The organism is Nonomuraea sp. NPDC050022 (assembly GCF_044460705.1).
Taxonomy (GTDB): domain Bacteria; phylum Actinomycetota; class Actinomycetes; order Streptosporangiales; family Streptosporangiaceae; genus Nonomuraea.
In genome coordinates, this window is the sequence record NZ_JBITKE010000009.1 from 532,743 (window position 1) to 555,833 (window position 23,091).

Here is a 23,091-nt window from a genome sequence, read left to right on the forward strand (position 1 = left end):
GTATGTCCAAACATCCCACCTCTCGATCTCTGAAGGCCAGGCGGGGCAGGAGATTTTACGTCGACGACACAGACAGGCAACCGGACAGACCTTGCTCGTTCTCGCTCCTCGCCGCCTTCAGCCCGGCCGGCGCCAAGGCACGGCGATGACGCCCACGTGACCACGCGAGCGCCATCGCCTAGCGGTTCGTGTCCTCTCAGCTGACGTGATCGAACGGCAGCCGCAGCCCAAGCTGACCGCCGATCGGGGCGTTGAACCGTCGGATCAGGTCCAGTTCGGTGCTCGCGAGGGCGCGCCGGTAGACGCGTACCTCGTCCAGCGTGCCGCGGAAGCGGTCCACACCGTCCAGCCGCTGTCCGACGTGGATCCCCTCAAGTCCGAACTCCTTGCCGAGGGTCACCGAACCGGCCGGCGCCGCCGCCGACGAGACCTGTACTCCGTCCACCAGGAGCCGGAGCTCGCCATGTACCCGCTGGAGCACCACGAAGTGCCACTGCCCGTCGTTGTACGCGCTCGGCGACTGCACGGTCACGTTGAACCGGTCGACGGAGAGGACCGCCCGGATGCGGTTGCTGGCCGGTTCGGCCCGCAGCCACAGCGCCGGCGGGTTGGTGCCCCTGTTCACCCGGTGGAACCAGAGGATCGTGTGCGCGCCGGTCTGCTCCGAATACCGGATCCAGGAGCTCAGCGTGAAGTCCTTCGCGCCGAGGTCGATGCTGTCGTTGAACGGCACCTCCACCCGGTCGTCCACCCGGTCCAGGGCCAGCCCGCTGCCGAACCGCCCATCGGTGGTCTGCGCACCACCGCGGACATACGCCTGGTTGCGGTAGGGCGAGTTGTCCGGCGTCGTCGGGCCGGGCGCCGGGGGCCCGGGGATGCCGGGCGGGGTGCCGTTCGGCGTCTCCAGGTACGCCTCGTTGAACCGGGTGAACCGGATCTGCTCGTACGGCGTGATGTTGCCGGCCTCGTACATCAGGGCCGCCTCGTCGCCGTCCAGGCGCACCATGTCCGAGTACGCCGACGGCCCCCAGTAGAAGACCTTGCCCTCGTCCCACGTCTCGAAGCGGCGCCCCTCGTCGTAGGACGACCGGATCCCCATCGCCTCCCGGGCGCCCGGGTGCATCGGCGCGGAGAAGAGGATGCGCTTGTCGCTGAACCGCAGCAGCGACGCCTGGATGTCGGTCGTCGCCGGCGCCGGCTTGGTGCGGAACGGCGCGTCCCACGTCTCGCCGCCGTCGCTGCTGGTCGCGTACGCCCGGCTGCCCTCGTCGGTGCCGCGCTCGCGGGCCGAGGCGTAGATCCGCCCATCGGTGAGCTCGATGACGGTGACCTCCTGGGCGATGACCGTGCCGTCGTCGCGGGACGTCTCGGCGCCGATGTTCCAGGTCACCCCGCTGTCATCGCTGTAGAGCAAGTGCGTGCCGTAGACGTGCTTGCCGACCCGGTCCCAGCTTTCGAAACTCGCCCCGACGACCAGCCGGCCGGCGTGCGGGCCGAGCTTGAGCTGGATGCCGTGCATCGGGCCGGTGGCGTACCAGAAGTTCCACTCCGGACGCTTGCCCTCGGTCATCTCCCTGGCAGCCGACCAGGTCGCCCCGTGGTCGTCACTGAACTGCACCCAGGGGTCGCGGTCACAGCCGTTCGGGCACGGCTCCCCACCGTTGTGGGTGCTCACCAGCACGACCCGCCCGGTACGCTCGTCAACGATCGGCACCGGGTTGCCGTGGGTCGTACCGTTGCCCTCCGAGATCACCTGCAGTGGTCCCCAGGTCCGCCCGCCGTCGGCGGAACGGCGCAATACGAGGTCGATGTCCTCGTCGTCGCCGCAGTCCTTCACCCGCCCCTCGGCGAACGCCAAGACCATGCCGTTCGTGGCCCGCACCACGGCGGGGATCCGGAAGCAGCCGTATCCGAAGTCGCCCTGCTTGTAGAGCACCTGCTCGTCCACGAACGGTGCGGTGTCGCTCGTCGCGCCGGCCTGGAAGGTCTCCGCCGGCGCCGCGGTCGCCGGCGCGCCCAACCCGCTGACGAGTAAACCGGCGAGCACCACTACGGCGCCCGCCCGGCGGCGCCAGAAGCGCCCGGTACGGACCTCTGGGGGGTGACCATCGTGCATGTCCTTGCCCTTCCTGACAGGAGACAGTCATGGATGGGACATCCTACGTCCAACGTTGGATGTTTAACAGATGGTGAATGTGGGATGTTCGCGAGTGAGCGAATGTGTCCGTGAGCTGATCGTCTGGCCGGCCCGAGAGAATCCACGGCGGGGACATCGGCGCATTCGCGGTGCCCGATCGGAAACGCGGTTTCGTTCTGTGAGCTGGGCTTTGTTGCGCGATCAGGCCTGTGGGGCTCAAGAACTCGAATCACTTCCAGCGCGGAGCCCCTCGTCCGGTGGAATGGCAGGGGTGAGGGCGCAGGCATGGGACATCCCGCTGGCCGGAGTCGAGGTGCCCGAGCATCGGGCGCATCAGTGGCGATGTGCTTGCGGCCACACGACGGCAGCGGCTATGCCCGCCTCGGCGTCCGGCTCGCCGACCTCCCATGGGCCGCACCTGCGCCCTGTTGACGCTCGGGCATGTGCTGCACGCCGATGGGCGCCGGCGCCTGTCTGGCCGTACGCTCCTACCTCGACACGGCCCGCAAGCGCGGGGTGATCCGCCACCGGCTCTTGCCCCTCTGTTGAGCCAACGGCGAGGGCCGGGCGACGGCCCCGGCGGGTCAGTCAGACCGCTTGCGCGAGGCGCTGCTGGGCGCGTACCCCCTACGGGGTAGCGGCGGAGACGATCTGGGAGATGCGCTGGTGAGACAAGCGCATGGCGCTGCCTGCGTCCCTGGTGCTCCATCCCTGGGCGATGAAGAGGCGGGTGGCCTGGCGAACCGCGTCACGCTCGGCGACGTTGCTCTTCACCTCGGCCCAGCTTGCGTCTTGGGCCTGGACGGTATGTCCGCCGGGCAGGTCGGTGGCTGTGGCGGTCCACCGCTTTCCGGTGCGGCTGGCGGTGGCGTAGTAGGTGGTGGGGTCACCTGCGATGTCTCCAGCGGCAGGTCGGCGCAGGTGGGGGTTGTGTCGGTCGATCATCCCGTGGAGCGCCACGCTGCGCAGGCTCTGTCCTGTAGCTTGGCTCGGCCGTCAGTCGAACTCACCGTCCTTGGCGCCTCCGATGAAGGCATCCCACTCGCCCGAGGTGAAGGTCAGGATGGGTCCGCCGGGGTTCTTGGAGTCGCGTACGGCCCAGCCTCCGTTGGAAAGCGTCGCGACCTCGACACAGTTCTGCCCCTCTGCCGAGCTGCGGGAGGATTTGCGCCAGATAAGTCCGGAGTGGGGGTGATCCATTACTTCCGCCCCTTACTTAAGGTGTTTTGCCAGATCTTCAATGTACGTCGCCGACGCGTCGGCGCTCAGTGCGGATGCACGCAGGTAGCCGTAGCTTTTCCGATAGTGGGCTACATCCTCCGGCTTCTCCAGAAAGAGGTCGCCGGCGGAGCCCACCTCGACATAGATGATGCTCGGATCCTCAGATGCTTGGTAGTCAAGGATGGTGAACCCGCCGGTCATCGAGGTGTGCGCGCCAGTCGCGTCTTGGAGCACCTGGATGCCGATGTTCCGGTGCTCGGCCATCCGGCGCAGGTGGTGGAGTTGCTCGCGCATCACGTCGACGCCGCCGACCTGCTTGCGTAGTGCGGCCTCGTCGATTATGGCCCAGAGAGTCGGCGGGTCTTCGCGATCCAACATCCGTTGACGGGCCAGGCGCGCTTCGGTGAGGCGTTCGATGTCGTCCCTCTCCATCACGCGTCCGCCTTTGAAAACCGCCTTGGCGTAGTCGGCGGTTTGGAGCAGGCCGGGGATCAGTATCGCCTCGAAGGTCTGGATTTCTGACGCCTCCCATTCCAAGCCAACGAGTGCTCCACCCAGGATGTCCTTGAACTCCTCCTCCCACCATCCGCGTCGACGGCTCTCTCGTGCCAGGGCGATGATGGCCTGCCGTCTGGCCTCATCCGTCACGCCATAGACCTCGAGCAGGTCCATGACGTCGTTAACAGTCGGCCGCCGCCATTCATCCCTTTCGATCCTGGTTATTTTGCTGGGCTGCCACCCGAGTCGTCGAGCAGCCTCTTTGGAATCGAGACCTGCGGTCTCGCGGAACTGGCGTAGAGCGTTGGAAAGGCGCCTTCGCCTGACCGTTGGGCTATATGCCACGTGCAGGGCCTCCTTTGCGTATCGCGGCAAATAGTACATAGCGCATCTATAGGCATTGCCGAATTTAGGTATTGCTAGTTGAGCGCATTCAAAGGCATCATGAGGCTAGCTGCTCCGGTCACAGAGAGTGGGCGCTATAGGACGGAAAGTTGCCACGATGGTCACGCCGGAGCGTTTCTAGACCGGCTTGCCCGGTGCGTGGGCGGCCACGGTCAGCATCAAGTCTTCACGTACTACGCATGCCGCCGATCGATGCGCACGTACCTGCTCGACGCGTATTCGGTGAGCGGAGACAACCCCGGCGTCCTCGGGCGTGGTGACGCAACCACCCGCCCGAGGACTGGATCAGGAATACGGAGCCCCCTGACCTATGAAGAACCCTAGCCTCGTGCCCCCGGCCTCCGTGTGGGACGACAAGAACTCATGCGAGATGCGCTGGGTCCTGCCCGCCGACCCCGAGTCGGTAGGTAAGGCGCGGCAACTCGTACGTGAAGCGCTCGCCGGGTGGGGCCTGTCCGCTCTGGCCGAAGACCTGACCATGGTCGTTTCGGAGGTGGCGACCAACGTGGTCGTGCACGCGAGATCGCCGATGACGCTCTCGCTGCGCCGGTACCGGAGGAGCGTTCGGGGGGAGGTGGCCGATCGCAGCCCTGGATGGCCGACCCTGCTGCCGGCCGGCTTCGATGAGGAGCATGGTCGCGGGCTGGCGATCGTCGCGGCCTACGCGGATCGGTGGGGTGTCGATCCCGATCCGGAGGGCAAGACCGTCTGGTTCGTCTGCGGGGAGTGGGAAGCTTCGTGAGTGGCCCGCTGCCCCTGGAGATGTCCGGTGACGTGCGTGTCTGTGCGCGGTGCGGCACCCGCATCGTCACGCTGGCCTCCGCCATGCGCATGATCTGGGCCGACGTCACGGACGACATGATCCCGGCCGACGCCGTCGAGCAGATCACCGCGCCGGTCACCGGCGTCTGGGTCGACGTGTTGTGCAGTCCGCTCTGCCCGCCGGGCAGCCATCAGCCGGACCATAACCGACCGTAATGTCACTGGGCGGTCGATCCGGCGGGACCCGTACAAAGACCTCATCGACCGTTTGTTGCGGGCGGACCTGGACGCGTCCCTCTACAGCAACGCCAGCATCCGTTCCGCCTGAGCCGTCTTGGTCTCTCCCCGGGTCCGCAACAGCCAATACAGCGCGAGAAGGCGGCGGCATTCCGTGAGCCGGGCGGCTTCGTCAGCCGTCAACCCGAACCTCTCCAGCACCGCGGTCATGCCGGCGGCGTCGTTGCGCCACACCGATATGTGCTCGACGACCTCGGCGAGTTCGAAGGCGCGATCGCTGCGGCCGGAAAACTCGAAGTCCACAACGCCGACTTTGGTCCCATCCCACAGATAGTTGGCCAGGTTCCCGTCGCCGGTGCCGAACACCGCAGTGCCGGGCTGCGCCAACAGCACCTCCAACATGGGCTGCTTCATCCAGTTCCCAGCCTCGCGAAACGCGTCCCTGACCACAGGTTCCGCATCAGGAGCCGCCGCCCACCATGATCGAATTTGGTCGAGGAGTTCGACTGGATGCCCGGCCCGAGCGGGGACCCGCTCCAACACATGCTGGGGGATCGTCTGCTGGACTCCGGTGACGGCCTCGGCCAGCGCGTCCGCCAGTTGCCCCTTGATCGGTCCCGCCACGGCGGCGCCGCCGAGTCGAGACATCACCACGGTTGGCGGGTCGGCCTCCAGATCGGCGTTCACGGGCGCCGGCGCAAGCCCAGGGGAGTACTCGTTGAGCAGCTCCAATGCTCGCCATTCCCGCTCAGGCTGGCCATAGTCCAACTGTCGGTATCGCTTGATCACGACATCGGACCGCATTTCGATCGTGTGTTTGCTCGCCTGGGTGTTCATGCACTCTCCGATCTTGTTGAAGATCATCACCCTAAACAGGCGAGGTGGCGCAGCGGTACATTCGGTCACGGGCCGGGCGACGGGTATGGCGGGCCCAGGCTTCACACCCGTACCTTGCCGTCGTTGCCGGCGGAGACCACCACCGGTCGGCCGTCGGTCAATTGGGCGTCGCACCTGGCCGTGGGTGGGCTCGGGACCTGGGCGGTCGGTTATGGGCTCGCGTGGTCCAGCGGCGACCTGGTACGTGCGCGGTCGCCCTGCGTACGCGCCGGAACCCCCTCCCGCCGTGGCAGACTCATCGAACGACCGGACGAACCGGCTGCTCGATCGGCCGTTCTCAACCAGCGAGGGGGATACACGATGGCCAACCTCATCGACAAGATCGCCTGGATCCACCTGCGGGACGGCAGAATCCTCAGCACTCGCTCGCGCGGTAAGGACGTCTACTACCTGCCTGGCGGCAAACGCGAACCCGGCGAAACCGATCTCGACACCCTCGTTCGCGAGATCGATGAGGAACTGTCCGTCGCCATCATCCCCGCCACAGCCACCCACGTGGGCACTTACCTGGCGCAGGCACACGGCCACGCCGACGGCGTTGACGTACAGATGACCTGCTACACAGCCGATCACCAGGGAACACCCACTCCCAGCAGCGAGATCGAAGAAGTCATCTGGCTGACGTACGCCGCCCGCGATCGTGTAGCCCCCGTGGACCAGATCATCTTCGACCACCTGCACGAAACCGGCCAGCTTCACTGAGAACCGCTTCGAAGCGGGTGAGCAACGCGTACGCCCTACGGGGTAGCGGCGAGACGATCTGGGAGATGCGCTAATGAGACAGGCGCATGGCGCTGCCTGCGCGGGTCATGGCTTCGTGACCGCAGTCGGTCACCCTCACCTCCCGACGCGACTCCGGCTTGCGCCCGCGGCGGCCGGCGGACATCCGTACCGGCCACGTGGTCACCACCTGGAGGCCACGTGAGCGGGCCCGAGATCTCGGCGCGGGAGGCCGAGGTGCTGACGACGCTCGGCGCCGGATTGTCCAACGCCCAGATCGCCCGCCGCATGCACATCTCCGTCCGTACGGTCGAGGGCCATGTCTCTTCGCTGCTGCGCAAGTACGGCGTGACCGACCGGCAGGCGCTCGCCGCGCGCGCCGCGACCACCGATGAGACGATCACGCCGCCCGGGACCATCGCCGGCCTGCCGCGCCCGCGGACCAGTTTCGTCGGGCGGCGGGACGAGATCGGCGCCGTGCTGGCGGCCGTGGCGGACGGCCGGCTGGTGACGCTGGCCGGGCCGGGCGGGGTGGGCAAGACCCGGCTCGCCGGGGTGGTCGCGGAGGAGGCGGCGTCGCGATATCGCTACGGCGCGGCGTTCGTCGATCTGGTGCCCGTACGAGACGGCCTGGTCGGGCAGGCGGTCGCCGCCGTGCTGGGCGTGTCCGAGCATGCCGAGCAGCCGGTGGAGCAGGCCGTCGTGGCCCGGTTGCGGCGCGGCCCGTCGCTGCTGGTGCTGGACAACTGCGAGCATGTGCCCGACGCGGTGGCCGAGTTCGCCGAGCGGATCCTGGCCACCTGCCCCACCACGATCCTGGCGACCAGCCGGGAGCGGCTCGGACTCCCCGGCGAGCGGGTACACCCCCTCGCGCCGCTCGCGCTCGGTTCGGACGCCGAAGAGCTGTTCCGGGACCGCGCCGAGCTGGCACACCCCGGCCACCAACTAGACCCGGCGACGGTGACGGATCTGTGCGCCCGGCTGGACGGTCTGCCGCTGGCGATCGAACTGGCCGCGGCGCGCAGCGCCTCGCTGGGCGCCACCGGGATGCTGAGCGGACTGGGCGACTACCTGCGGTTGCTGGCGGGAGGTCGCGGGGCGGTGGTACGGCATCGGTCGCTTCGAGCGGTGATCGGCTGGAGTTACGACCTGCTCGCCGAGGACGAGCGCGCCGTGTTCCGGCGGCTGAGCGTGTTCGTCGGCGACTTCGACCTGCCGGCCGCCATCGCCGTCGTCGGCCTGTCCGCCCCTGACGCCGCCGACATTCTCGGTAGGCTCGTCGACAAGAGCCTGATCCGGCACCGGCAGGGCAACTGGCACCTGCTGGAGACCATCCGCGCGTTCGCCGCCGAGCAGCTCGACGACGACCCGGAGCGTGACCTGGTGCGGCGGCGGTACCTGAGCTGGGCCATCGACACCGCGACCGGCCTCGCGGCGCGGCTCGGCGAGAACTGGCATCCCACCTTCGACAGGGTGGCGGGTGACCTGCGCGCCGCACTGGCGACGGCACCGGACACCCATGGGCTCATCCGGCAGCTGGCCCGGCTCACCTTCGCGCGTGGGTATCTGCGCGCGTCCACCGACTGGTACGAGCGCGCGGCCGGCTGCGCGCCGACGCCGCCGGAGGCGATCGACGATCTCGGCCACGCGGCCGACTGCGCGCAGGTGATCAACGACTCGAGCAGGGCGTACGACCTGTGGCTGGCCGCCGCCGAACGGGCCCGCGCGGCAGGCGACGGCAACGCGCGCGCCGTCACGCTCGCCCGCGCTGTCGAGATGGCCGGTCGGTTCCCGGTCACCTTCCGCAGCCCGATCCCGTACGAGCGGCGCCGCGAACTCCTGGAGGAGGCGACCGCGGCCGGCGATCACGACGATCCGGTCGTCGCCGCCCGGCTGGCCTGCGCGGCCGCCTGGACCGACGGCCCCGAAGTGCTTCAGCCCGATTTCGATCTGGCCGCGGCCGCCGTCAAGGCGGCACGGGTCACCGGAGATCCGATCCTGATCAGCGCCGCCCTGGACGCGGCGCGTACCGTCGCGACCAACGACGGCCGCGGCCGCGAGGCGCATCAGATCACCAGCGAGCGCCTGGAGTTGCTGGCCGGCCTGGACCCGCACAGCCCCGCCTACGTCGCCGAGCTCGACGACGCCCAGGCGCTCGCCTGCCTGGACGCCGTGGCCGCCGGCGACCTGCCGGCCGCGCGTACCATCGCCCGGCTGATCGGTACCGACGACCTGTCCGGCGACAGCGCGTATCTGACCGCCAGCAAGACCATTCCGATGGTCGTCCTCAGCGGCGACCTCGACGAGGCCATCCGGCTCGCCGAGGCCATGTGGGAGGGCTGGCAGCGCGCCGGACGGCCGCGGATGTTCTGGATGCAGGTCACCATGCCGTTCGTCATCCTCGCCCACGGCCTGCGCGAAGACCGGGACAACGTGGAACGGTGGCGGAACCGCGCCGCGCAGAGCGCCGCTCCCCACCAGAACGGCTCCTTCCAGTCTCGGCTGGCCCCGCTGACCACCTTCGTCGATGCCAGGATCGCGCTGCACCTCGGTGATCTGGACCGGGCGGCGGAACTGGCCGAGCACGCCTGGCAGTACCGGATGCGGGCCCGATACCTGCCGTTCGCGCGCGCCGCGGCTGTCGAGCTCGCGGTGGCCGCCGAGCTTCCACGTGCGGAAGCCGACCTGGCCGCGGCCGCCGCGGACACCGGGGAAAACGACTGGGTCGCGGCCACGGTGTTGCGGGCGACCGGTCGGCAGTACGCCAACCTCGACGCGCTGTCCCGCGCGGCCGAGTTGTGGGCCCGGATGGGCGCCCGCTTCGAGCACACCTGCACGCTGAAGCTCTCCGCGCGCGACCTGTAGGGGCCTTTTTCAGCTAAGGACCGCGCCCGCCTGCTCGATGACGACCACCGGGATCTCCCTGGGCGCCTTTCGCTGGTAGCCCGTGTAGTGCGGCCATATCGCGGTCATCGTCTCCCACAGGTGGGGCCGCTCGTCCGCGGTCGCCGGGCGGGCCACCGCGTCGAACACATCGGCGCCCACCTGCACCCTGACCCGCGGCTGGGCGAGCAGGTTGTGGAACCAGAGCGGATGGTCGGCCGCGCCCGCGTTGGAGGCGACCACGAGGTAACGGTCGCCGTCGCGGCCGTAGATGAGCGCGGTGCGGCGCGGTAGTCCTGAACGGCGGCCGATGGTGGTGATCAGCAGAGTGGGCGCGCCGTGGAAGAGGTGGCCCCGGGCGCCGCCGGACTCGACGTAGCTGTTGACGTGCCTGGCCACCCACCTGGTCGGACTGTCGGTCGGCTCGTGGCTCATTGAGCCGCTCCGTTTGTTGCTCCGTGGGCCGACGCCCCGCCCACGCGGCGGTCGACCCACTCGCGGGCCTGCGCGAACCAGTGGGGCGCGGTGCGGTGCGCGTTCAGTACGTGCCCGGTGCCGGGGACCACGATGGTCTCCAGCCTCGCGCGCGGGCCGTAGAAGGGGGCCTCCTGCCTGCGGAGCGCGGAGGAGGAGCGGGCTCCGGCCAGCAGCTTGTCATGCTCGCCGTTGACGATCAGTACGGGTGCCTGGATGCTCTTGTTGATCGAGGGCGGGGTATAGGAGTCGCCGGGCGGGAAGACATCGGTGGTCTTGGCGGCCTCGTCGGCGGCGATGACCTCGGGGTCGGCGTTGGGCCGGTGGTAGAACCAGGTGGCCCGAAGGCCCGGCCGGGTGGTGAGGTAGCCGTCGTCGAGCCCGCGGTCGGCGAAGCGCGGATCGTCGGCGGCCCGGTAGATCCCCGCGCCCATCTGCTCGAACGCGGCCTCGTTGGGCACGCTCGACTCGCCGGTCAGGATGACGCCGTCCACCTCCGCCGGATGCGCGGCGGCCAGGGTACGGGCAAGGGTCGAGCCGAGCGAGTGGCCGACCAGGACGACCTTGGCGAAGCGCGGCCCGCCGAGGCGACCCTCGCGCAGTTGCCGGATGAGCTGGCGGATGACGATCTGGTGGGTGTCCTGCTGGAAGCGGGCGCTGGGCGGGTACGAGCTCGCGCCGGTGCCGAGGCGGTCGATGGCCAGCGTGGCGTACCCGGCGGCGGTCATCGTCTCGACGAACGAGGGCCGCTGCCGGTCCCCGCGCATCTGCCAGTAGGCCTGACCATAGAAGCCGCCGGGGATGAGCAGTTGAACGCTGGTGGCGCGGCCGCGCGGCAGGCACAGGGTGCCGGCCACGCGCTGGTCGGCGGCGCCACCGGCGGTCATCGCCACCTTGGCGCTGACGGTCCTGCAGGTGGTGGCGCTGTTCGCCGCCGCCGGGGTCGTGGTCGTGGTCGTGGTCACGGGAATCGAGATCAGCGCCAGTAACGCTGCTGCCGCGATGCGCATGGAACTCCTTCGTTGATAGCCAAATTTGGTTAACCAAATTTGGGTATCGAACTATGGCTTATCGGCCTCCCCACCGTCAACTCGAATCCCGGTCGCTCAGGCCGGTTCGTCGCCCCGTTCCAACCTGCTCATCAGGCCACGGGTCCACGCCGCGTCGTTCGCCGCCTGCGCCGCGCGCAGGCCGAACAGCTCCCTCAGATGCGTTGGCCGCTCTTGCTCGTCCATCGCGGCGACAATCCGCGCCTGCTCGACCTCCAGCGCTCGCAAGCGCTCCTTGAGCAGCCCCAGCGCCTCCTTCTCAGGCAGCGCGGGCAGTAGGGCGAGGGCCGCGCCGAGCAGCTCCGGGCGTCGGTCCGGCACGCTCAGGGCACTTCTCAGCAGCCCGAAGAACTCCGCCTCGCCCTTGTCGTTGATGGCGTAGTCGATGCGGCCCGGCCACTCGTGCACCTCGGTGGCGTCCAGCAGGCCGTCCTTGGCCAGCTGACGGAGAGCGTGGTAGATCGAGCCCGACCTGAGCCCCGCCCACTGTGCGACCTCCCACGAATCCAGCTCGGATCCGACCAGGTAGCCGTGTGCCTGACCGTGCAGCCGTACCACGCCGAGGACCAGCAGTCGCGTCGCCGACATCGTCTCCCTCACTCGCCGTGGGCACGTCGTACCCACCGATCGCGCGCCCGCCCCAGGCTAGCTTCCGTGGAGCGGGGCCGGGACGGTGCTCCTTCAGGCCACTGATCCAGCGCCAGCGGTTCGGCGCGGGGCCTTGCCATCCCTGTGAGGGTTGCGCCCGTTCGCCAAGTCGGGTGACGACCCTGGCCGGGGAAGGGAGGATGACGCGCTGAAGTACACGACCGACACCGATGGCGCGACTCGGGGCAAGGGCGCCGCCCCGAGCTACGCGCGGGAGCACCGAGCGGCATGGTGTCTAGTCTCAAGACCGGACTGGAAGCCGACACAAGGCAGGCCCGTACGACCACAGTCTGACCTGAAAGTATGGCCCGTACTCCGACGACGCGGCGCATGCGGCTGCAGCATCGTTGGCCCATGACTTTCCCGACTCCCTCAATCGCCGTTTCGAGTCCTGTCCTGCCGGGACGCTGGGTGGGCGGCGCCTCCCTCGTCGTCGGCCCCCTGCTACTGCTCGCTGGGGTCCTGCTTCGCCTGCGCTACGACTTCTTCTTCCCTGCGCAACTGAGCGCTTATGAGCACGATCCGGAACTCATGACGGCCTCCTACAGCCTTGTCGCCGCCGGGTGGGTGCTGCTCTGGCCGGGAGTCGTGCTTCTCGCTGTCAGGATCGGCGAAGGCTTCCGGGAGCTGGCTGTATGGGGCGGCACCTTAACGGTCCTCGGTTTGTTCGCCCGAGCGTTTCATGCCGGTGTCGACCACCTGGACTTCCAGCTGGTGACCGTTCAGGGGGCGGCATCGGCGACGCGAACGGTGAGCGAGACCTATAGCGCGTTCCACGTCTTCAGCGCACTGAACGCCGCCATCATGGGCGGTTGGATTCTGCTGGCCGTCGGCGCCTACCGCTCGGGGGTGTTCGGACCGCTACGTGCCTTGGCTCTCGGCTTGGCATCGGCGATGCCGCTGGGGGTGCTGAAGGGAACGACTCCTTGGTCGATCGCCGCCGCTGCGGGACTGTGCGTCGCGCTCGTTCCTCTGGGCGTGGCCACATTGCGCACCGGGCCGGTCCCGCGAACGGCCACGGTGGCCGGAAGGCTCCTCCTGGTCGGCGTTGTGGGCATCGCCATGTTCCTCTTCGGACAGGCCGGATGATGGGGCGTCTTGGGGCGGGTCGGACGGTGGGGCGTCTTGGGGTGGGCCGGATGGTGGGGCTGCTTCGGGCAGGCCCGATGAAAGGGCGTCTGGGGCAGGCGGTATGGGCGTGGATCTTCGGGGAGGGCAGATGAGCGGGCATCGATATCGTCGTGCGATGCACATAGCCCAGTGGCGCCTGCGGGCACGCGAGCACCTGCGGACACGTTGGCACCTGGGGACACGCGTTCACTTGGGGACACGTGCGCACCTGCTGGCGCTCGACGCCTGCCTGGCCGCCGCCGTGGTGGCCGTGCACGTGTCACTGGCCGGCCAAGACGACTTGGACGGCTTGCCGCGGTTCTCCGGTCCGTGGTGGCTGGGCTGGCTGGTGGCCGTCTGCGTGGGAGTGCCGGTGGCTGTGCGGCGCCTGTGGCCTCTGCCTGCCCTGGCCGTGGTTCTGGGCGCTTCGGCAGCGGCGACATTCCTCGACATCACCCGCGATCCCTACGTTTCCACGGCCCTGGCCGCCTACGTGGTGGCGCTCGTCGAGCCGGTACGCCGGGCTTCGGCGGCGCTGGCCCTGACCCTGGTGGTCTCGGCAGCCGCGGTCATCACAGGTGAGGCGGTCATGACACCATCCGGTCCGTGGTCGGAAGCCGTCGGTACCGCGGCGCTCGTCTGGCTGCTCATCGGCGCAGCGTGGGCCGCCGGCCGTGTCGTGCGCCAACGGAGAGCCCGAGCCGCCCGACAGGAGCGGCGCCTGGCCGAAGAGGCGCTGAGCGAGGAGCGTTTACGCATCGCCAGGGAGCTGCACGACATCGTCTCGCACAGCCTCAGCGTGATCGTGGTCAAGGCAGCGGTCGCCAACCATGTGGCCGAGGAACGCCCCCAAGAGACGCGCGACGCCGTTCAGACGATCGAGCAGACCGGCCGGGAGGCACTCGCTGAGATGCGGCGTGCCCTGGGGGTGCTGCGCGGCGAAACCGCCGGTCAGCGCGCGGGAGAGCCCAGCTCGGCGAAGATGGCTCCCCTTCCCGGACTGGATGACCTGCCGGCCCTCATCCAACGCGCCGAACAGGCGGGAGTCCGTACCAAACTCCGCACTCAGCTGGCCGTCCACCTCCCCGCAGGCCCGGCGCTGGCCATCTACCGGATCGTGCAGGAGGCACTGACGAACGTGGTCAAGCACGCCGGCGCCGGAACCCACTGCCTGGTGACGATCACCGTCGACTCACGAGGAGACGCGCATGTCGAGGTGGTCGACGACGGAGCCGGCAACACGGTGGTGTCGGACGGGGCGGAGCTCAAGGGCGGGCACGGACTCGTGGGGATGCGCGAACGCGTGATGATGTACGGGGGGACGTTGGCAGTCGGCCCGCGACCCGGCGGTGGCTTCGCCGTGTCAGCTCGTCTCCCGCCCGAACCCGAGCACAACACGGCCACGAGCCGGAAAGAGGGAGCCGCGTGACCGAACCGATCCGGGTAGAGCCGATCCGGGCGGAAGGGGCCGTGACCGAACCGATCCGGGTACTCGTCGCTGATGACCAGTCGCTGCTCCGAGGCAGCTTCCGGGTTCTTATCGACGCCGCCCCTGGGCTGACCGCAGTGGGTGAGGCGAGCAACGGTGCGGAAGCCGTCGAGAGCGCACGACGACTCTGCCCGGATGTAGTGCTGATGGATATCAGGATGCCTGGAATGGATGGCATCGAGGCGACCCGGAAAATTGCCAGATCTCCCGAGACAGCTGGGACACGCGTTCTCATCCTCACCACCTTCGACCTCGACGAGTACGTATACGGTGCGCTGCGGGCCGGGGCGGCCGGGTTCCTCCTCAAAGACACCTCTCCCGATGTCCTGCTGGCAGGCATCCGCACGGTCGCCGCTGGTGAGGCCCTTCTCGCACCATCGGTGACCCGACGCCTGATCGCCGAGTTCGCGCGCCTTCCCCATGGACACCAGGCGCCGGGCACCTCGCTGGACGACCTCACGGAGCGCGAGCGTGAGATTCTGGTGCTCGTGGCACGTGGGCTCTCCAACGCCGACATCTCCGAATACCTGCACCGCAGCACCGGCACGGTCAAAACGTACATCGGCCGGCTGCTGAGCAAGCTGGGGGCGCGGGACCGCGCGCAGTTGGTGATCAGCGCTTACGAGTCAGGGCTGGTGAGCGCCGCTCATCCATCGACCGATTCCTGAACCGACCCGGTCGCACGTGTGATGTTCGACGTTCGCCCGCGCGATGCTCGGTGTACGCAGCGGTCAGTAGGCCAACCGCAATATGCAGTGGGCAGCGTGGGACAGCGGCTCAGCTCGCGGTACGCAGCGGCAGCAGGGGCAGTAGGGCAGCCAGCAGCACACGCGGGCAGCAACGGCCAGTAGGGGCAGTAGGCCAGCCAGCAGCACACGCGGGCAGCAACGGCCAGCAGCGGTTAGCAGCGGTCAGCAGCCAGTCCCGCAGCCCGCAGCCCGCAGCCCGCGGCATGAGCAGTGGGCAGAAGCCCGCAGCCCACAGCACGAGCAGTGGGCATCCGATTCGGCGCTGAGGCTTGCCACCGCTGACCATTGGTCGGCATGCATCGCTTCGGGTTAAATCAAGCAATTGACTTAATTCGCCAGTGAGAGTTTACTGACAATGCAGGGGAGCCGGTTCGGGAGGAGTCCTGGTGAGGCGCGATGACATTCCGATGTGCCAGTGAGGTGTGCCGGTGAGCATGGCCGGGCGGGCTGAGCGGGCCAACGCGACCCGTGCGCACATTCTGGTAGCGGCCGAGCGGCTCTTCGCCGAGCACGGCGTGTACGTGGTGTCCAACCGTCAGATCAGCGAAGCCGCCGGTCAGGGCAACAACGCCGCCGTCACGTACCACTTCGGCACGAAGGCCGAGCTGGTGCGCGCCATCGCCCGCAAGCACGGCAGGCAGATCGAACGTGTCCGCGAGCGGATGCTCGAGAGGCCCCCCGGCTCGGACGACGTACGGGACTGGCAGTCTTCCGGTTTCGGCGAGGTGTGTGATTGGCAGTCTTCCGGCTCGGACGACGTGCGTGACTGCCAGGGTTCCGGTTCCGGCGAGGTGCGTGATTGGCAGTCTTCCGGTTCCGACGACGTGCGTGGCTGGGTGGCCTGCCTGGTGCGTCCGGTCACCGAGCATCTGGCCGCCTTGGGTAACCCCACCTGGTTCGCCCGCTTCGGTGCCCAAGTGATGACCGACCCGGCCCTGCATGAGATCATGATCGACGAGGCGCTCACCTCTCCCTCGCTCGTACGGATCCTGGACGGCCTGAACCGTTGCCTTCCCGATCTGCCGCTGCCGGTACGAGCCGAGCGCAAGCACATGACCAGCACCCTGATGATGCACACGTGCGCCGACCGCGAACGGGCACTGGCCGAGGGCCGCACCACGCCCCGCGTCAGCTGGCACGGCGCGGCGACCGGCCTGATCGACGCGATCGTCGCAATATGGACGGCGCCCGTGACGCGTGAGTCGAACAACGTGGACCCGATACCGGAACCGAAGCCCAGCGTGGCCTCGCTCCAGCCCTGTGCGGAAGGACGTAAGTCATGACCGAGATCTTGAGTCAGCCCGAAGTTCCGGAATTCCCCGGCACGAGGGCGGCGCGCTGCCCGTTCGACCCGCCGCCGAACCTGCACGCTCTGCAGAAGGAGGGCCCGCTGGCCAAGGTACGGCTGTGGGACGGCAGCACGCCGTGGATGGTGACCACGTACGCCGAGCAGCGGGCACTGCTGGCCGACCCCAGGGTCAGCGCCGAGTTCTCCCGGCCCGGCTACCCGAGGCAGGGTCCCTTCACCGGCTCGTTCGCCAGTTTCATCATGATGGACGACCCCGAGCACCACCGGCTGCGCCGCATGGTGCAGGCTCCGTTCACCGTCAGGCGGGTGGAGGGGATGCGGCCGGCCGTACAGAAGATCGTGGACGATCTGATCGACGACCTGCTGGCCGGGCCGAAGCCGGTGGATCTGGTCGAGGCGTTCGCGCTGCCGGTCCCGTCGCTGGTGATCTGCGAGCTGCTCGGCGTCCCGTACGCCGATCATGACTTCTTCCAGGACAACAGCAAGGTCATGATCAACCGGGGCACCGCCCCCGAGGTCCGCGCCGCCGCCAGCGCCCGGCTGGCCGAATACCTGAACGCCCTGGTGGGCGAGAAACTCGCCAACCCCGCAGGCGACCTGCTGTCCCGGCTGGCCGAGCGGGTCAAGACCGGTGAGCTGTCGCAGCTGGAAGCCGCGCAGATGGGAGTTCTCCTGCTCATCGCCGGGCACGAGACCACCGCGAACATGATCGCGCTCGGCACGTGCGCCCTGCTGCAGAACCCCGACCAGCTCGCGCTGCTGCGGGCCGGCGACGACCCGGACCTGGTCGCCGGGGCCGTGGAAGAGCTGCTGCGCTACCTCAACATCACCCACAGCGGACGCCGCCGGGTCGCCCTGGAGGACATCGAGATCTCCGGCCAGACCATCCGGGCGGGCGAGGGGCTGATCATGCCGAACGACATCGGCAACCGCGACCCCGAGATCTTCCCCAACCCCGACGAGCTGGACATCCGCCGCGACGCCCGCCGCCACGTGGCCTTCGGCTTCGGCGTCCACCAGTGCCTGGGCCAGCCGCTGGCCCGGATGGAACTGCAGGTCGCCTACAGCACCCTCTACAAGCGCATTCCCACGCTGCGCCTGGCGGCCGACCTGGAGCAGATCCCGTTCAAGCACGATGGGGCGGTGTACGGCGTCTACGAGCTGCCGGTCACCTGGTAAACCCACCCCCACCGGCGGCAGTAATGGTGTGCCCCGGCCGGCATCCAGGCCCGCGCCCTGCGCATGCGGCCCTGGCGGCTCGACCACCACACGCATGACAGGTTAGGCGTGGTCGGCATGCTCCTGGGCTGTCGTTAGGGGGGCGTCACGGCTCAGGGTGTCCCCAGGCCCGGACGAACGTCTCCACGGCGGTGCGGGCCATGGTCCGCAGTTCCGAGTCGGTGATCTGCTGCGTCCCCATCCGGGTGCGGGCCTCCAGGGGGCCGGTCAGCAGGGCCATGAACTGCTCGGCCGCCAGGTCGGGGTCGGTGGTGCGCAGGCGTCCGGAGAGCGCGAGCCGGGCCAGCCGGTCGGCCAGGGCCTGGTTGAGCCGGTGCGGGCCGCTGTCCAGGACGAGGTCGAGAGCGTCGGGGAACGTGGTGATCTCCGAGTAGAGCAGCCGTTTCAGCGAGCATGAGCGCTGGTCGGTGTGCAGCCGGAGCAGCTCGTACGCGACGCACTCCAGCGTGGCGGTCAGGTCGTCGCCAGGCGCGGCGAGCGGGTCGAGGGCGGCCAGCCGCTCACTCAGCACGGTCCGCGCGGCGGCCTCTAGGGCGTGCCTGAAAAGGGTGGCCTTGTCGGTCATGTGGTTGTACACCGTCGGCTTGGCCACGCCCGCCTCGGCGGCGATGTCCTGTACGCCCGCCTGCGCGTAGCCCAGCCGGGCGAACACCGTGAACGCGCCCTCCAGGATCGCCTGCCGCTTGTCGATCCGCCCGCGCGTGGTGCTCATGCCATCGATTGTACTCGCCAGTTCAACTTCGTGGACCTATGGGTTGCATGCGTACGCATGGGGTCACTACTTTGAACCCATGAGTTCAAATCCTTCGGCCGATGACCGGCTGGACCCACAACTGCTGGGCACGATCGCCGTGATCCTGCTCGGCGGGCTGCTGGGGATCCTCAACAGCACCATGGCGGCCGTCGCCACGGACACCCTGGCCGCGGCCTTCGACACCTCGCTCAGCACGATCGGCTGGGCGTCCACCGGCTTCCTGCTCGCCGTGACGGCCACCATCCCGTTCACCACCTGGGCCGTGGACCGGTTCGGCGGCAAGCGGCTGTGGGTGGCCGGTCTGCTGATCTTCTTGATCGGCTCGCTCGCCGCCGGGCTGTCCTGGAACGTCGGCAGCCTGATCGCGTTCCGGGTGCTGCAGGGGTTCGGGGCGGGCCTGCTCGATCCGCTCGTACTGATCCTGCTGGCCCGCGCCGCCGGGCCGCGCCGCGCCGGGCGGGTGATGGGGCTGATGGGGGTGGTGCTGTCCCTCGGGCCCGTGCTCGGGCCGATCGCGGGCGGCGCGATACTCGACGCCTTCGAGTGGCGGTGGATGTTCCTGATCGGCGTGCTCGTCGGCGTGGCCGCCCTCGTGCTCGCGCTGCGGATCATCCCCGCCGACGGACCCGGCGAAAGTGGCGGGGCGCGGCTGGACGTCCTGGGGCTGGCGCTGCTCGGACCGGGCTTCGCGGTGGTGGTGCTGGCTCTGTCGCAGGTGGCCGAGCAGGGCGCGTTCGCCGCCTGGCAGGTGCTGCTCCCGCTGGGCGTGGGCGCGGCCGTCCTGATCGGGTACGCCGGGCACGCGCTACACACCACAGCGCCGTTGATCGACCTGAGGTTGTTCGCCAATCGGGGCTTCACGGCGAGTGTCACGATCATGGGCCTCGGCGGGATGGCGGTCTTCGCCTCCCTGTTCGCGCTGCCCCTGTACTACCAGCAGGCGCACGGGCACGGCGTACTGGCCGCCGGGCTGCTGATGGCCCCGGTCGGGCTCGGCGGCTCGATCGCCATGCCGGTGGCCGGGCGGCTGTCGGACCGGCTCGGCCCCCGCGGGCTGGCCACCGGCGGCGCCCTCTTGGCGGCCCTGAGCGGGCTGGCGCTCACCCGGATCGGCGCGGACACCCCCGAGATCTCGCCGGTGCTGGCCTCACTCGGGATCGGGCTGGGCATGGGCTGCTTCAGCGCGCCGGCGATGGGCTCGCTCTACCGGGCGCTGCCGCCGGAGATGGTGGCGCAGGGCAGCTCCGTGCTCTACATGCTCAACCAGCTCGGCGCGGCACTCGGCGTCGCGCTGGTCACACTCATCTTCCAGACCTCGGGCGACCCGATCGGCGGTGTCCACGGGGTCTACTGGTTCGCCGTGGGCATGATCGTGATCGTCATGGTCCTGATCCCGCTCCTGCCAGGCCGGCCGCGGACGCCGGTCGTACAGGATGAGCTCACGAGGACCTCGTGAGCACTGGTGGCATGGACGGGATGGGCCGGATACCGAACGACCTGATCCTGGCCGGAACCTGAGCCGTCCGATCCCACTCACACCGACCCGGGAGATAACGACGTGAACGAGCTGCTGGCCAAACTGTGGCGCATGGGCAAGCCCTTGCAGTGGCGCTTGCTGTGGCTCGTGAACGCCAAGTTCATGTGCGGGATCACCGGGGTCACCCGCACCGAGGACGGCCAAGTTCTCCTGCTGCGCCACCGGCTGTGGCCTGCCGACCGGCAATGGGGCTTTCCCACCGGCTACGCCAAGAGGGGCGAGAAGCACGAGGACACCATCGTTCGAGAGGTGCGCGAAGAGACCGGCCTGACGGTGAAGGTCGGCCGCCTTCTCCAGGTGAACAGCGGCTTCAAGCTTCGCATCGAGATCTTCTACGAGGCCACCCTGATTGGCGGGCTCGACAACCTTGCCGTGGACGGCAGGGAGGTCATTGACGCCAGACTGTTCGCCGTGAACGCGTTGCCCGATGGGATGCCCGAGGCCCACAAGAGGCTCATCCGGGGAACCTGACCGCGAGGCCCGCCACCCAGGCGCTGCTGCATCACAAAGCCGGCGCCGCGCACGCCACTTCTAGGGCAGAGCGTGTTTCCCCGGTGTTATCCCGGTCTTCGGAACTCCCTCGGCGGAGGGAGGTGTGAAGCCACGGTCATCCACGACAGTCGTGGAGTCAGTTCACGTTGCGAGCGTTGGAGAAACGTCGTGATCAAAATCCTGTGCCACACCGTTGGGGTCCTCGTGCTGGCCACCGCCACTCCTCAGGTCGGCGTCGCGGTCGCGGCCGTCACGTCGAGCGAAGCCGTGTCGGCCGCCAGTGCGACCACCGCGTCCATCAAGGGATGGGCGCGGATGTACTTCCCGGCTCCAGGAAACGACGTCCAGGTCACGGTCGATGCCCATGGTGAATTCACCGCGGAGAGCCCCGTCTTTCCCACCCGTGCGTGGGGTACGTTTCGCATCTATCACGCCGTAAAAGAGCCAGGTAAGCCACCGCAGGCGAACTGGGGAGAGGTCGAGGTCGACTGCCTGACGACCGGCGGCCCTACCGCGACCGTCACAGGAACACTCGTCCGAGCCACCCCGGGCGGCCCATGGGAAGACCTGGTGAGACGGAAGGTTCGCATGGGTGTGAGCTTCTACGTCGCCGGCAAGGGTGCAGGGCCCAGCCGCATCGGTCTGAGCGGGGCGACATTGCCGGAACAACCACCGCTGACCAAATGCATGGCCCCTGCCCCGAACGCGCCGGTGATACGGGGCGGCTACGTTCTCAAGGACAAGGGCCCGCTCACATGAGGCGCCCCTCGGCGCCGGCGAAGATGAGGCCGAATTCGTAGGCCAGAACCGCCGCCTGGGTGCGGTCGCGGGCCCCGAGCTTCTCCAGAACGTGGCGGACGTGCGTCTTGACCGTCTCTACGGACACGTACAGGGTCGCGGCGATCTCCGCGTTGTTCTGCCCGTACGCGATGTGCCGCAGTACGTCCAGCTCACGCGGGGTCAGCTCGACCGGCACGCGCGGCTTCGACCTACCGGCATGTGGTGAGGCGATGCGGCGCAGCGCGTCGGGGAAGAGCACCGCGTCGCGGGAGTGCACGAGCCGGATGGCATCCACCAGCTCCTCCGCGGGCGCGCGCTTGAGTACGTAACCGGCCGCGCCGGCGCGCAGCGCACCCCAGACCAGCTGGTCGTTCTCGAACGTCGTGACCACGATGACCCGCGTCGCCGGGGAGCGGCGGGCGAGCTCCTGGGTGGCGGTCAGGCCGTCGAGGCGGGGCATGCGGATGTCCATCAGCACGACGTCCGCGCCACCGCCGGCTTCGACGGCCGCACGACCGTCGGCTGCCTCGCCGGCGACCTCGATGTCGTCGTGGAAGGAGAGCATCGTCGACCAACCCGAACGGATCAGCGCCTCGTCGTCGGCCAGGACGACGCGGATCACAGCGGCAGCGTCGCCTGGATGCGCCACGTGCCCTCCATCTTCTTGTGTACGAACGTGCCGCCGGCCAAACGGGCCCGCATGCGCATGCCGGTGAGGCCGCGCCCTTCCCGGCCGGGTTGCGGGGAGGTGTCGGCCGTTCTGTTGTCCACGGTGAGGATCAGATTGTCGCCGGTGGCGACGTCGATCACGATCGGGCCCTGCCCGTGACGCAGAGCGTTGGTGAGCGCCTCCCTGGCGATGGCGAAGGCCACGCGCGAGGTGGCGGCCGGAACCCGGTCGAGGCGGCCGACGTTCGCGCGCACGTCGAGGCCGCGGATCAGCTCGCGGAGGGAGTCGAGTGTGGGTGTCTCGGCCGGGTCGCCGTCGTCGAGTACGCGCAGCAGTACGTCGAGGTCCTGCTGGGCGTTTCGGGCGGCGCTCGTCAGATGGCTGAGCGAGTCGCCGACCTCCGGCACGCGCGCCTTCCGCAGCGCCGCTTGAGCGGCCATCGCCTGTACGAGGACGACGCTGAGGGCATGACCGACCGAGTCGTGCAGTTCCATGGCCAGGCTCTGGCGGCGGCCGAGTTCCTCGATGACGCGGGACGGCTCGGCACCCAGCAGCCGGCGCGCCGCCCACCGCTGGCCGAGCCCGGCCGCGACCATCGCGGCCAGTGTGACCGCCGCGAGGACGCACACCTGGGTCAACTCACCTGGAGCCGCGCGCCACCGCGATACGTCGCCCAGCCGGACCAGCCCGGGAGACAGCAGCAACACCCCCGCGCCAAGGGTGGCGCCGCCGTACAGGTGCAGGCTTGTCAGGGCCGCCAGATAGAGCCGATCGGCCTGCTCGGGCACATCGACGCCGAGCAGTTCCGACAGCGCGGCCCTCTCAAGGCGCCGCATCAACGGCACCGCGGCCAGCAGCATCGAGGCAGGCAGGCACGCGGCCCACAACGCGAACACCCGCACCGGAGTCTGCTCCGCCAGGATGACCAGGCCGAGAGCCACGGCCACCGGGGTCAGCAGCGCGGCCCCCAGCAGCTGGTAAATCCCGGCCCGCACAGCTCGGGCGAAGCGACCTTTCACGGGGACCGACGT

At 68.9% G+C, this 23,091-nt stretch carries 23 protein-coding genes; 12 read left to right on the top strand and 11 right to left on the bottom strand.

Annotated elements, in window-relative coordinates; translation table 11 throughout:
• Positions 1-196: 196 nt before the first annotated feature.
• The 4 genes from ACIBO2_RS37690 to ACIBO2_RS37705 all read right to left on the bottom strand — a co-directional run bounded on the left by ACIBO2_RS37690 (position 197) and on the right by ACIBO2_RS37705 (position 4,240).
• Positions 197-2,116, bottom strand: a complete 1,920-nt coding sequence (locus ACIBO2_RS37690) for an exo-alpha-sialidase (RefSeq protein ID WP_397303185.1) — start codon at positions 2,114-2,116, stop codon at positions 197-199.
• 648 nt (positions 2,117-2,764) lie between these two features.
• A complete protein-coding gene (locus ACIBO2_RS37695; protein WP_397303187.1) occupies positions 2,765-3,082 on the bottom strand; it encodes a hypothetical protein in 318 nt (105 codons plus the stop codon).
• A 51-nt stretch (positions 3,083-3,133) separates the two neighbouring features.
• On the bottom strand, positions 3,134-3,337 hold the full coding sequence (locus ACIBO2_RS37700; protein WP_358556978.1) for a DUF397 domain-containing protein: 204 nt from the start codon (positions 3,335-3,337) through the stop codon (positions 3,134-3,136).
• Between the two features lie 12 nt (positions 3,338-3,349).
• The gene (locus ACIBO2_RS37705) at positions 3,350-4,240 is read right to left on the bottom strand and encodes a helix-turn-helix transcriptional regulator (protein WP_358556980.1); all 891 of its coding nucleotides are present in this window, start codon (positions 4,238-4,240) and stop codon (positions 3,350-3,352) included.
• Positions 4,241-4,571: 331 nt separating this feature from the next.
• On the opposite strand from ACIBO2_RS37705, the gene ACIBO2_RS37710 reads away from it, so the two are divergent.
• Positions 4,572-5,003 (top strand): ATP-binding protein, encoded by a 432-nt coding sequence (locus ACIBO2_RS37710; protein ID WP_358556983.1) that lies wholly within the window; start codon positions 4,572-4,574, stop codon positions 5,001-5,003.
• Positions 5,000-5,239 carry a hypothetical protein gene (locus ACIBO2_RS37715; RefSeq protein WP_358556986.1) on the top strand — a complete coding sequence of 80 codons (240 nt, stop codon included), beginning with the start codon at positions 5,000-5,002 and terminating at the stop codon, positions 5,237-5,239. Before ACIBO2_RS37710 ends, ACIBO2_RS37715 begins: the two co-directional genes overlap by 4 nt.
• 81 nt (positions 5,240-5,320) lie before the next feature.
• Here ACIBO2_RS37715 and ACIBO2_RS37720 read toward each other — a convergent pair whose 3' ends face one another.
• Positions 5,321-6,124 (bottom strand): aminoglycoside phosphotransferase family protein, encoded by an 804-nt coding sequence (locus ACIBO2_RS37720; RefSeq protein WP_358556988.1) that lies wholly within the window; start codon positions 6,122-6,124, stop codon positions 5,321-5,323.
• A gap of 96 nt (positions 6,125-6,220) precedes the next feature.
• Here ACIBO2_RS37720 and ACIBO2_RS37725 point away from each other — a divergent pair, with 96 nt between their 5' ends.
• Together ACIBO2_RS37725 and ACIBO2_RS37730 are read left to right on the top strand one after the other, a co-directional pair.
• Complete coding sequence (locus ACIBO2_RS37725) at positions 6,221-6,859, top strand: NUDIX domain-containing protein (RefSeq protein ID WP_397303191.1); 639 nt, start codon at positions 6,221-6,223, stop codon at positions 6,857-6,859.
• A 219-nt stretch (positions 6,860-7,078) separates the two neighbouring features.
• Positions 7,079-9,742 carry an ATP-binding protein gene (locus ACIBO2_RS37730; protein ID WP_397303194.1) on the top strand — a complete coding sequence of 888 codons (2,664 nt, stop codon included), beginning with the start codon at positions 7,079-7,081 and terminating at the stop codon, positions 9,740-9,742.
• Between the two features lie 9 nt (positions 9,743-9,751).
• Here ACIBO2_RS37730 and ACIBO2_RS37735 read toward each other — a convergent pair whose 3' ends face one another.
• From ACIBO2_RS37735 to ACIBO2_RS37745, 3 genes are all read right to left on the bottom strand, one after another.
• Positions 9,752-10,195, bottom strand: a complete 444-nt coding sequence (locus ACIBO2_RS37735) for a nitroreductase family deazaflavin-dependent oxidoreductase (RefSeq protein ID WP_358556997.1) — start codon at positions 10,193-10,195, stop codon at positions 9,752-9,754.
• On the bottom strand, positions 10,192-11,244 hold the full coding sequence (locus tag ACIBO2_RS37740) for an alpha/beta fold hydrolase (protein WP_358557000.1): 1,053 nt from the start codon (positions 11,242-11,244) through the stop codon (positions 10,192-10,194). The genes ACIBO2_RS37735 and ACIBO2_RS37740 overlap by 4 nt, the downstream gene beginning before the upstream one ends.
• Positions 11,245-11,340: 96 nt before the next feature.
• Complete coding sequence (locus tag ACIBO2_RS37745; protein ID WP_358557003.1) at positions 11,341-11,871, bottom strand: PadR family transcriptional regulator; 531 nt, start codon at positions 11,869-11,871, stop codon at positions 11,341-11,343.
• Between the two features lie 414 nt (positions 11,872-12,285).
• Between ACIBO2_RS37745 and ACIBO2_RS37750 the strand changes: the two genes are divergently transcribed.
• From ACIBO2_RS37750 to ACIBO2_RS37770, 5 genes are all read left to right on the top strand, one after another.
• Complete coding sequence (locus tag ACIBO2_RS37750; protein ID WP_358557005.1) at positions 12,286-13,020, top strand: hypothetical protein; 735 nt, start codon at positions 12,286-12,288, stop codon at positions 13,018-13,020.
• Between the two features lie 232 nt (positions 13,021-13,252).
• On the top strand, positions 13,253-14,470 hold the full coding sequence (locus tag ACIBO2_RS37755) for a sensor histidine kinase (protein WP_358557008.1): 1,218 nt from the start codon (positions 13,253-13,255) through the stop codon (positions 14,468-14,470).
• Complete coding sequence (locus ACIBO2_RS37760; RefSeq protein WP_358557011.1) at positions 14,467-15,198, top strand: response regulator transcription factor; 732 nt, start codon at positions 14,467-14,469, stop codon at positions 15,196-15,198. The genes ACIBO2_RS37755 and ACIBO2_RS37760 overlap by 4 nt, the downstream gene beginning before the upstream one ends.
• A gap of 515 nt (positions 15,199-15,713) precedes the next feature.
• Complete coding sequence (locus ACIBO2_RS37765; protein WP_358557100.1) at positions 15,714-16,562, top strand: TetR/AcrR family transcriptional regulator; 849 nt, start codon at positions 15,714-15,716, stop codon at positions 16,560-16,562.
• Positions 16,559-17,767: a cytochrome P450 gene (locus ACIBO2_RS37770; protein ID WP_358557014.1), complete on the top strand. Its 1,209-nt coding sequence runs from the start codon at positions 16,559-16,561 to the stop codon at positions 17,765-17,767. The genes ACIBO2_RS37765 and ACIBO2_RS37770 overlap by 4 nt, the downstream gene beginning before the upstream one ends.
• Before the next feature lie 145 nt (positions 17,768-17,912).
• Here ACIBO2_RS37770 and ACIBO2_RS37775 read toward each other — a convergent pair whose 3' ends face one another.
• Entirely contained in the window at positions 17,913-18,539 is a 627-nt protein-coding gene (locus ACIBO2_RS37775) for a TetR/AcrR family transcriptional regulator (RefSeq protein ID WP_397303201.1), read from the bottom strand.
• 79 nt (positions 18,540-18,618) lie between these two features.
• Between ACIBO2_RS37775 and ACIBO2_RS37780 the strand changes: the two genes are divergently transcribed.
• The 3 genes from ACIBO2_RS37780 to ACIBO2_RS37790 all read left to right on the top strand — a co-directional run bounded on the left by ACIBO2_RS37780 (position 18,619) and on the right by ACIBO2_RS37790 (position 21,369).
• On the top strand, positions 18,619-20,037 hold the full coding sequence (locus tag ACIBO2_RS37780; protein WP_358557019.1) for a DHA2 family efflux MFS transporter permease subunit: 1,419 nt from the start codon (positions 18,619-18,621) through the stop codon (positions 20,035-20,037).
• Between the two features lie 102 nt (positions 20,038-20,139).
• On the top strand, positions 20,140-20,589 hold the full coding sequence (locus ACIBO2_RS37785) for an NUDIX domain-containing protein (RefSeq protein ID WP_358557022.1): 450 nt from the start codon (positions 20,140-20,142) through the stop codon (positions 20,587-20,589).
• Between the two features lie 189 nt (positions 20,590-20,778).
• Positions 20,779-21,369, top strand: coding sequence for a hypothetical protein (locus tag ACIBO2_RS37790; RefSeq protein WP_358557025.1), 591 nt, complete (start codon positions 20,779-20,781; stop codon positions 21,367-21,369).
• Here the strand turns inward: ACIBO2_RS37790 and ACIBO2_RS37795 are convergent.
• Both ACIBO2_RS37795 and ACIBO2_RS37800 read right to left on the bottom strand, forming a co-directional pair.
• Positions 21,362-22,012, bottom strand: a complete 651-nt coding sequence (locus ACIBO2_RS37795; RefSeq protein ID WP_358557028.1) for a response regulator transcription factor — start codon at positions 22,010-22,012, stop codon at positions 21,362-21,364. The genes ACIBO2_RS37790 and ACIBO2_RS37795 overlap by 8 nt on opposite strands.
• Positions 22,009-23,079 carry a sensor histidine kinase gene (locus tag ACIBO2_RS37800; RefSeq protein ID WP_397303206.1) on the bottom strand — a complete coding sequence of 357 codons (1,071 nt, stop codon included), beginning with the start codon at positions 23,077-23,079 and terminating at the stop codon, positions 22,009-22,011. The genes ACIBO2_RS37795 and ACIBO2_RS37800 overlap by 4 nt, the downstream gene beginning before the upstream one ends.
• Positions 23,080-23,091 lie beyond the last annotated feature (12 nt).

What these genes read in the sequence shown, in the direction of transcription:
- ACIBO2_RS37690 (WP_397303185.1), bottom strand. Translation starts at nt 2,116, where the DNA reads ATGCACGATGGTCACCCCCCAGAGGTCCGTACCGGGCGCTTCTGGCGC.
- ACIBO2_RS37695 (WP_397303187.1), bottom strand. Translation starts at nt 3,082, where the DNA reads ATGATCGACCGACACAACCCCCACCTGCGCCGACCTGCCGCTGGAGAC.
- ACIBO2_RS37700 (WP_358556978.1), bottom strand. Translation starts at nt 3,337, where the DNA reads ATGGATCACCCCCACTCCGGACTTATCTGGCGCAAATCCTCCCGCAGC.
- ACIBO2_RS37705 (WP_358556980.1), bottom strand. Translation starts at nt 4,240, where the DNA reads ATGTACTATTTGCCGCGATACGCAAAGGAGGCCCTGCACGTGGCATAT.
- ACIBO2_RS37710 (WP_358556983.1), top strand. Translation starts at nt 4,572, where the DNA reads ATGAAGAACCCTAGCCTCGTGCCCCCGGCCTCCGTGTGGGACGACAAG.
- ACIBO2_RS37720 (WP_358556988.1), bottom strand. Translation starts at nt 6,124, where the DNA reads ATGATCTTCAACAAGATCGGAGAGTGCATGAACACCCAGGCGAGCAAA.
- ACIBO2_RS37735 (WP_358556997.1), bottom strand. Translation starts at nt 10,195, where the DNA reads ATGAGCCACGAGCCGACCGACAGTCCGACCAGGTGGGTGGCCAGGCAC.
- ACIBO2_RS37740 (WP_358557000.1), bottom strand. Translation starts at nt 11,244, where the DNA reads ATGCGCATCGCGGCAGCAGCGTTACTGGCGCTGATCTCGATTCCCGTG.
- ACIBO2_RS37745 (WP_358557003.1), bottom strand. Translation starts at nt 11,871, where the DNA reads ATGTCGGCGACGCGACTGCTGGTCCTCGGCGTGGTACGGCTGCACGGT.
- ACIBO2_RS37750 (WP_358557005.1), top strand. Translation starts at nt 12,286, where the DNA reads ATGACTTTCCCGACTCCCTCAATCGCCGTTTCGAGTCCTGTCCTGCCG.
- ACIBO2_RS37765 (WP_358557100.1), top strand. Translation starts at nt 15,714, where the DNA reads ATGGCCGGGCGGGCTGAGCGGGCCAACGCGACCCGTGCGCACATTCTG.
- ACIBO2_RS37770 (WP_358557014.1), top strand. Translation starts at nt 16,559, where the DNA reads ATGACCGAGATCTTGAGTCAGCCCGAAGTTCCGGAATTCCCCGGCACG.
- ACIBO2_RS37775 (WP_397303201.1), bottom strand. Translation starts at nt 18,539, where the DNA reads ATGAGCACCACGCGCGGGCGGATCGACAAGCGGCAGGCGATCCTGGAG.
- ACIBO2_RS37780 (WP_358557019.1), top strand. Translation starts at nt 18,619, where the DNA reads ATGAGTTCAAATCCTTCGGCCGATGACCGGCTGGACCCACAACTGCTG.